This window comes from Alkalibacillus silvisoli (assembly GCF_039521975.1).
In the GTDB taxonomy this organism is placed as follows: Bacteria; Bacillota; Bacilli; order Bacillales; family Alkalibacillaceae; genus Alkalibacillus; species Alkalibacillus silvisoli.
The window spans coordinates 84,080-92,071 of record NZ_BAAACZ010000017.1 but is presented as its reverse complement, the minus strand read 5'-3'; the positions used below and the strand labels follow the sequence as shown (position 1 = coordinate 92,071).

The following is a 7,992-nucleotide window of genomic DNA, read 5'->3' as shown; positions in this document are numbered from 1 at the left end:
GACTCGTTTAATGTCATCTCTTTGTTTTCTTCTACAAGTCAATAAGAAGAAAACTAGAATTGACGACAGGCTATTTTGTTTAGTTTTCAAGGTTCGAAGTACGCCGCTTCAAAAAAGCGACTTTATTAATATAACAAACTGAAAACATTTCGTCAACAACTTTTTATATTTTTTTAAATAACAACTTTTACATTGTTGTGCGCCACTTCAAAAAAGCGACTCAACTAATCTAACATCTCAAAACTAATGAAGTCAACAACTTTTTTGAAAAACGTTTAAACACGTTTTTGTTTTGTGTCAGTAGCAAAAAGCGACTTAATAAAGTTAACAATCAGCAACTTTTGTTGTTTTTCTGTTGTTTTAAGTTTGTAATAAAAATTATATCTTAAATCATCTAACAATGTCAATCACTTAACATTGGTAATTATCCCCTGTCGCACTTTCTTTTGTTTAATCTTTTTGAGCGACAGGGAAAAGTATAACCTGCTCAACGAGTAAACGTCAATAGCAAATTTTAAAAGACTTTTTCACCAGTCCAATCAAGCATACCACCTTTAAGGTTTAAAGTATTATACCCTTGTTCATTTAAAAACAAACACGCATTATGGCTTCTTCTTCCTGAACGACATACCATGACATACTCTTTGTCTTTTGGAAGTTGGTCTAGTTGATCTGGAATGGATTGTAAAGCTATATGTTTAGCGCCCGGAATCATTCCAGTTGCAACTTCTTCATCTTCTCTTACATCTATAATGCTATATTGGGATTCACCTTCAAGGTCTTTCTCTAACTCTTCTGGTAATAGCTCATTTACTTCTTCACTCATGAAATTACCTCCTCAATAATTTAAGTATATTTAAGTAGGAAAGGGAATCTCCCCTTCCTACAATTAATTAGCTACAATATTGACTAACTTACCAGGAACGGCAATCACTTTTCGAACTGTTTTACCTTCTATCCATTCTTGAATCGTTTCATTATTCATTGCAATTTCTTCTATCTCTTCTTTTGTAGCTTCTTTCGGTACTTTTGCTTTCGCTCTTACTTTCCCCATCACTTGTAAAACAATCTCTACTGTGTCTTCCACAAGTTTCGTCTCATCAAACGTTGGCCACGCTTCATAAGTAACAGTATCTCCATGACCTAAGATTGACCATAATTCTTCACCTATATGAGGTGCGATTGGTGCAATTAACTTAACAAACCCTTGTGCATATTCTAAAGGAACGGTTTCTGTTTTATAGCATTCATTAATAAATACCATCATTTGTGAGATAGCTGTATTAAATCTTAGTTCATCATAATATTCCGTTACTTTTTTCACAGTTTCATGATAAACCTTTTCTAAATCAGAATTAGATTCCGTAGTTACAGCAGTTGAGAGTGAGCCTTCATCATCTGCAAACAGTCGCCATACGCGGTCTAAGAAGCGCCTAGCTCCATCCAAACCATTAGTGCTCCATGCTACAGAAGCTTCCAAAGGTCCCATGAACATTTCATATAATCTTAAAGTATCCGCGCCATGTGTGTTTACAATGTCATCAGGATTTACAACATTCCCCTTAGACTTACTCATTTTTTCATTACCTTCACCTAAGATCATGCCTTGATTGAATAGTTTTTGGAATGGCTCTTTTGTTGGAACGACTCCTAAATCATAAAGAACCTTGTGCCAGAAGCGTGCGTATAGTAGATGAAGTACAGCATGCTCAGCACCACCAATATAAATATTAACTGGTAGCCATTTTTTTAGTTTTTCAGGGTCTGCTAACATTTCATCATTATCTGGGTCAATATAGCGTAAGTAGTACCAGCAGCTTCCTGCCCACTGTGGCATTGTGTTTGTTTCAATACGACCTTTTCTACCTGTATCAGGTTCAGTTACTTCAACCCATTCTGTAATATTCGCTAATGGAGATTCACCTGTACCAGATGGTTTAATTTCACTTGTTTTAGGTAATTCAAGCGGTAGTTTATTTTCGTTAACTGGCGTCATTTCTCCATCTTCCCAATGAATAATTGGAATTGGTTCTCCCCAATAGCGTTGTCGGCTAAATAGCCAGTCACGTAAGCGATAAGTTGTTTGTCTAGTTCCACGTTTATGTTCTTCTAACCAATCAATTGCTTTGCTAATTGCTTCTTCAGTTTTAAATCCGTTTAAGAAATCAGAGTTAATGTGTTCACCGTCTTCAGTATATGCCGCTTCTTCAATATTGCCACCAGAAACTACTTCAACAATCGGTAAATCATATGCTTTGGCAAAATCATAATCCCGCTCATCATGTGCAGGTACTGCCATAATAGCACCTGTACCGTAAGACATAAGGACATAGTCAGCAATCCAGATTGGCATTTTCTCTCTACTTACTGGGTTAATGGCATAAGCTCCTGTAAAGACACCTGATTTATCTTTTGCAAGGTCTGTACGCTCAAGGTCGCTTTTCTTTTCCACTTCATCCACATACGTCTCAACTTTAGTACGTTGTTCTTCAGTCGTAATTTCGTCGACTAATGGATGCTCTGGTGATAGTACAGCATAGGTCGCACCAAAAATTGTATCAGGGCGTGTAGTAAAGGCTTTAAAATTTAAGTCTGTTTCTTCAATATCAAATGTAATTTCAGCACCTTCTGATTTCCCTATCCAGTTACGCTGCATATCTTTTAAGCTTTCAGGCCAATCTAGCTCTTCTAGGTCTTCAAGTAAACGGTCTGCATACTCAGTAATTTTCAATATCCACTGACGCATTGGTTTACGAATAACCGGATGCCCTCCACGTTCACTCTTACCATCAATAACTTCTTCGTTAGCTAGTACTGTACCTAAAGCAGGACACCAATTTACTGGCACTTCATCAATGTAAGCTAAACCTTTTTCATACAATTTAATGAAGATCCATTGTGTCCACTTATAATAATTCGGGTCTGTTGTATTAATTTCTCGGTCCCAATCATAAGAGAACCCTAACGATTTAATTTGACGTTTAAAAATTTCAATATTTTGTTGTGTGAACTCTGCAGGGTCATTACCTGTATCAATGGCATATTGTTCAGCTGGCAAACCAAAAGCATCCCAACCCATTGGATGTAATACTTCGTAACCTTGCATACGCTTCATACGTGATAAGATATCCGTTGCGGTATAACCTTCGGGGTGCCCAACGTGTAAGCCTGCCCCAGATGGATACGGGAACATGTCTAGCGCGTAAAATTTCGACTTATCTGATTCCGTATTCGTTTTAAACGTTTTGTTATTTTCCCAATACCTTTGCCATTTGGCTTCGATTTGACGATGATTATAAGCCACTATTACTTCCTCCTTTTATTGTTTAAAATCATTCCCCACCCCTTAATTAAGAAGTGTGTACAGGATTAAAACCATAAAAAAACTCCCGCCCCAAAAGTTGGGACGAGAGTATTACCCGTGGTACCACCCAAATTAGCCAGCATTATGTATGTGGCTCACTCGAGTTCCTTAACGCGGAAAAACGACGCATACTACTCATGTTCATACACGTAACTAAAAGGCGAGTTCAGAAGCGACAAAAGTAACTTTCACCAACCGTTACCTCTCTATATTTGCCATTATTCTTACTACTCCTTTATCATCGTTTCAATTTATACACTTACATTTGTTTATATTAAAGTTTAGTTTAATCAACGTCTATACAAATGTCAAGTTATATTCAGTTAGGCTTTTTCTTTAAGAAGTTCGACTCCTAAAATTGCATCAACTTGCATTAATGAAAAAATATCATATACAGAAGGTTGTATATTAATGACTTTTACATCAAATTCAAGTTCCTTAAGTGTTTCAACAAAATGAATTAATAGTCCAACACCCGTAGAGTCAACGAAAGGAACCTCTTTTAAATCAATATGCCACGCATGATAATTGGTGTGTTCTTTTGCCTTTGACAAGAAGTCTATTTCAAATGTTTCAGTAGCCTCTATATCTAAATCGCCTAACAATAATAATGTTACTTTTTCACCCTCTAATTTAATCTCATAATTCAAAGCCTTCATCTCCCTATTTAATAACAATTTCATCTTCTACTAATACTGCCGTAACAAATTGCCTGTCTTCTTGAAAATGATACTTTCTTTTTCCTATTTGAATAACAGTATCTTGCCTTACTAATTCAGCTTTAATGCTTTGATCATTTGGAACAGATAAAAGCGTTTTTTGCCCACCTTTAGAGCCTACTTCTTGTACATCCATCCCTGACTGAGCATAAGCTTCACCACCTATAATCGCCCCATTTATACTTAAAAAGCCTCCAGCATGAAGATCGGAATGATAGCTCCCATCTTTCCCAATCGTTATATCACCAGAGCAATATAGTTCACTATTCATCGCATATGGTATAGATATACTTGAATTAGGTTCTGGGGGAGTTCTACTAATTTCACAAAGTAGATCAACTTCTTCCTTTAACTTTTGTAACTCTTGTGGGCTTGAATATGTTTTATTAGGCGTTAGGTGAGTTAACCCTTTTAACTGTCGGGATAAAGAAATCCACTCATCATCTAACGTTTCTTCATTCTCTTTAACTAGATTAATATAATCTTTAATTAATGGCGGGACGTCTTTAAACTTCTTTTCCAACAAAATATTCAATAAAGGCAAAATTCCATTAGAAGAGAAATCAGAGCTTTTGAAAGCTTGCGAATTTAATAATTGTTTAACAGCACCAATAATTTGATATAAATGATCTGATAAACCACTTAAAATTTGCCCAAGATTCGAAATGACTAAATTCCCTTTTCCAGCTGTCAAACGCGAGTTAATCACATTTTTACCGGTGTAAATACTACTAGCTGAAACAATATTAGCATGATCTACTCTTCCAGCGATTTTAGCATCACCAACTGTTGAGACCTCCATTTCTTCTAGGACATCGCCCAACACTTCGACACCACCTGTAAAATGAATGTTTCCAGTCTCAATCGATACATCACCTTCATGAACTAATGTCGGAAGTATTTGGACTTTATAAAGTAACCCACGCATTTGAACTTGTGGCTTTCCTGACTCAGTTGCAACAAGTTCTTCCTCAATTAATTCAATACCCTTCCCCACTTTCACGATTGCCTCATGACTTTTAGGTGGAGGAATTAAATCACCAAAAACATTTTTACCCGGTACACCTGGGGTTGGATCAATAAGTCGTGCTAAAACATCCCCTTTATCAACAGATGGAATATACGACGTTTCCCTAAAATCTACTGTTCCGTCATCATTATGTTTAGGTTTACCTTTTTGGCCTTGTATATCAATGTTAAAATCTAATCGTCCGTTTACACCTGCTTTTGGTTCTGTTCCTTGAGCAACTATAAACCTTCCTTCTTTTAAACTATCAATAGCTTCAACAATCTGTTTATGTTCAATGCCGTAAATAACATTTAATTCTTCTAATTTTTTTATAAGGTCTTGTGCTTCGAGGTGATTAACAACTGTTTCTGTCTTTTGAGTTTTAACTTCTAAGTAGCGATCAGTTTCTTGGTCGGGCAGTTGATACTTCATAAGCTTTTCTGGTTTAATATAACAATGGACTTGCATAGAATCTTCACTCACATCGATACTCCACGACAGCTCCTCGATGCTCTCCTCTAACTCATATGTTAGTTGATCTTCGTTAGTTATAATAGTAGTCTTTACGAGCGGCTCTCCATTTTTATACAGTTTAATCCCTTTACCTGGTTTGATCGTCGGATAATAATCCTCACCTTCCCGAGTGTGAATATCCCCATCTTTAATCACAATTAAATGATCCTCATTCATAAACGATTGATCACGTGGAGTATTCTCTTGATTAGACATAGAATCTAGGTCGTCTACTAATTGTTCAATAGATTGATCTAAATTATTCATTTCAACATTAGCTTGATCATAACTCATCACAACATGTTCTAAAACGGTTAATTTAACTTTGGCTTCTTTCCCACCTAGAAACAAGACACCTTTCTTCCCACTTTCTAAAACCTCTATATTGACTTCATCAGTTGACTTATTTAATATTTTCAATCCTTCTTCAATTGCTTCATTAACACTTTTACCTTTAGAAATTAATGAACGTTTCATTAGTTCACCTCCCTATGTATTAATAGGTGAATTATAGCCTTGTATGGCTGAGTTTGGGTCATCATTTTGTAAAATCACCATCGTGATGTCATCTTTTTGCGCTTCTCCTTGAGTGAACTGAAACAAACTATCTGAAACCGCTTCTTCTATTTCAGATACCTCATTACCATATAGTTCTTGTAACAAGTTGCGTAATCGTTCTGTTTGGTAAAATTCACCTTTACCATTTTGAGCTTCAACGATTCCATCAGTATAGAAAAAGACTGTTTCACCATGATCTATACTAATACTTTTTTCTTCATAAGCTTGATTCGGTAATCCGCCAAGCATAATGCCACTAACAGTTTCTAGTGACTCAACACCCTTTTCTTTGATATGCATAGGTAACACGTGGCCAGCGTTCGCGTATGTAATAGTGTTATGCTCAACATCCCAATCGCAACAAAAAAGTGTAACAAATGACTTCAATTGTTTTAAATCTCTATATATCGCATTATTCATAGCTGTTAACGTCTCAGCAGGTCCTTGGGTATTTTCTGAAGCTGACCTAAATGCACCACGAGTTAAGATCATAAGCATAGCAGCAGGAATGCCTTTCCCCATTACATCACCAATGACGACACGAATCTTATTATCCGAAAGCTTATAAAAATCATAGTAATCCCCACCAATTAATCTCGCAGGTAATGATGTGCCTGCTAGACTGGTATGATCAATTTCAGGGTCTGAGCCATTTAATAGCTTCATTTGAATATTTCGAGCTAGCCTAATCTCCCTTTGTAGCGTTTGGTCTTCCTTACCTTCTTCTATAATGATTGAATAATTGCTTTGCTTATTATCTCCACTCACGTAGAACACCTCTCTACTTGCAAGCTCTCCATAATGGTAAATACACCAAGTGTACTTAATATTTCTTCAATGTTATCATTGATGTTTAATACAGTTAGTTGAAAGCCTCTCTCATTTGAAGCAAAGATAATTTCCATAATACCCCCAACTCCTGTTGAATCAATAAATTCTAATTCTTCTAAATTTAACTTAAGAGATTGAAGGTCAACTAAGCTATCAAATACTTCATCGAAAGTAGAACGTGTTGATATATCAAGAACACCTGATAATACTAATTCATAATCACCTTGGTCCGTATTTAATTTTTTAATCTCTAAACTCACATCATTCTCCTCCTATTTTGACGGTTGTTTGTAAAAACGTTCGATTTGCTTCATTAATTCTTCTGAGATATGAGACAACTCTCTTGATTGTTGTTCAATCGTTTCAAATAAGTCAGATAAAGTGACTGTAATACTTATCACTTCTGATTGTCTATTCTTTTCTAAGTCTTTAACCTTATCTAATTTATACTTAATTAAAGTAGTATCACTTGAAAACTCACTTTGAAACTGAAGGTGAGAATGAACAGATGAAATAAAATCTTCATAGGCTTGTAGATCTCCTTGAGCACTATCAGCAATTTCAATAGATAAATCATATAAATGATGGACTGTTTTTTCTGCATCTTCCTTCAATAAATAAGAAAATTTTTGAATCGTTAACGCATGATCTTGTACATAATGTAAACTGTTTTGTACATCTTTACTTAAGCCATTCAAATCATCTTGGATTTCTTGATTGATTGAGAACCGATTAAAGCTTACCGCATCAGTATAAATACCTTCACGCATACGCTTTAACTTTCCCTTCATTTTTTTGACATCGTTTAGTGTATTTCTTTGGTAAATAAATAGCACAATTATAGATAAAGTTACTAATATAGTTGTAGTTAAATAAACTATTGTGCCATTGATGAAACCGAGTAAACCACTTAAATTAATTAAAACAGCAGCACTTAATAAAATAAAAGCTGCGCTATTTATCATTTTTTTTAATTTACCAAATAAGTCCATCATATT

At 35.4% G+C, this 7,992-nt stretch carries 7 protein-coding genes and 1 other annotated feature; all 7 genes read right to left on the bottom strand.

What is annotated here, in order from left to right; genetic code table 11:
• Positions 1–514: 514 nt before the first annotated feature.
• A complete protein-coding gene (locus ABDZ63_RS10770; RefSeq protein ID WP_343783531.1) occupies positions 515–826 on the bottom strand; it encodes a rhodanese-like domain-containing protein in 312 nt (103 codons plus the stop codon).
• Between the two features lie 63 nt (positions 827–889).
• Positions 890–3,304, bottom strand: coding sequence for a leucine--tRNA ligase (gene leuS, locus ABDZ63_RS10765; RefSeq protein ID WP_343783530.1), 2,415 nt, complete (start codon positions 3,302–3,304; stop codon positions 890–892).
• 95 nt (positions 3,305–3,399) lie between these two features.
• Positions 3,400–3,615 (bottom strand) — a binding site (T-box leader).
• Positions 3,616–3,687: 72 nt separating this feature from the next.
• Positions 3,688–4,014 (bottom strand): STAS domain-containing protein, encoded by a 327-nt coding sequence (locus ABDZ63_RS10760; RefSeq protein WP_343783529.1) that lies wholly within the window; start codon positions 4,012–4,014, stop codon positions 3,688–3,690.
• A gap of 13 nt (positions 4,015–4,027) precedes the next feature.
• Positions 4,028–6,082, bottom strand: a complete 2,055-nt coding sequence (locus ABDZ63_RS10755) for a flagellar assembly protein A (protein ID WP_343783528.1) — start codon at positions 6,080–6,082, stop codon at positions 4,028–4,030.
• A gap of 12 nt (positions 6,083–6,094) precedes the next feature.
• Positions 6,095–6,931: a PP2C family protein-serine/threonine phosphatase gene (locus ABDZ63_RS10750; RefSeq protein ID WP_343783527.1), complete on the bottom strand. Its 837-nt coding sequence runs from the start codon at positions 6,929–6,931 to the stop codon at positions 6,095–6,097.
• Positions 6,928–7,254 (bottom strand): STAS domain-containing protein, encoded by a 327-nt coding sequence (locus tag ABDZ63_RS10745; protein ID WP_343783526.1) that lies wholly within the window; start codon positions 7,252–7,254, stop codon positions 6,928–6,930. Before ABDZ63_RS10745 ends, ABDZ63_RS10750 begins: the two co-directional genes overlap by 4 nt.
• A gap of 12 nt (positions 7,255–7,266) precedes the next feature.
• Positions 7,267–7,989 carry an ENY2 family protein gene (locus tag ABDZ63_RS10740; protein ID WP_343783525.1) on the bottom strand — a complete coding sequence of 241 codons (723 nt, stop codon included), beginning with the start codon at positions 7,987–7,989 and terminating at the stop codon, positions 7,267–7,269.
• Positions 7,990–7,992: the final 3 nt, after the last annotated feature.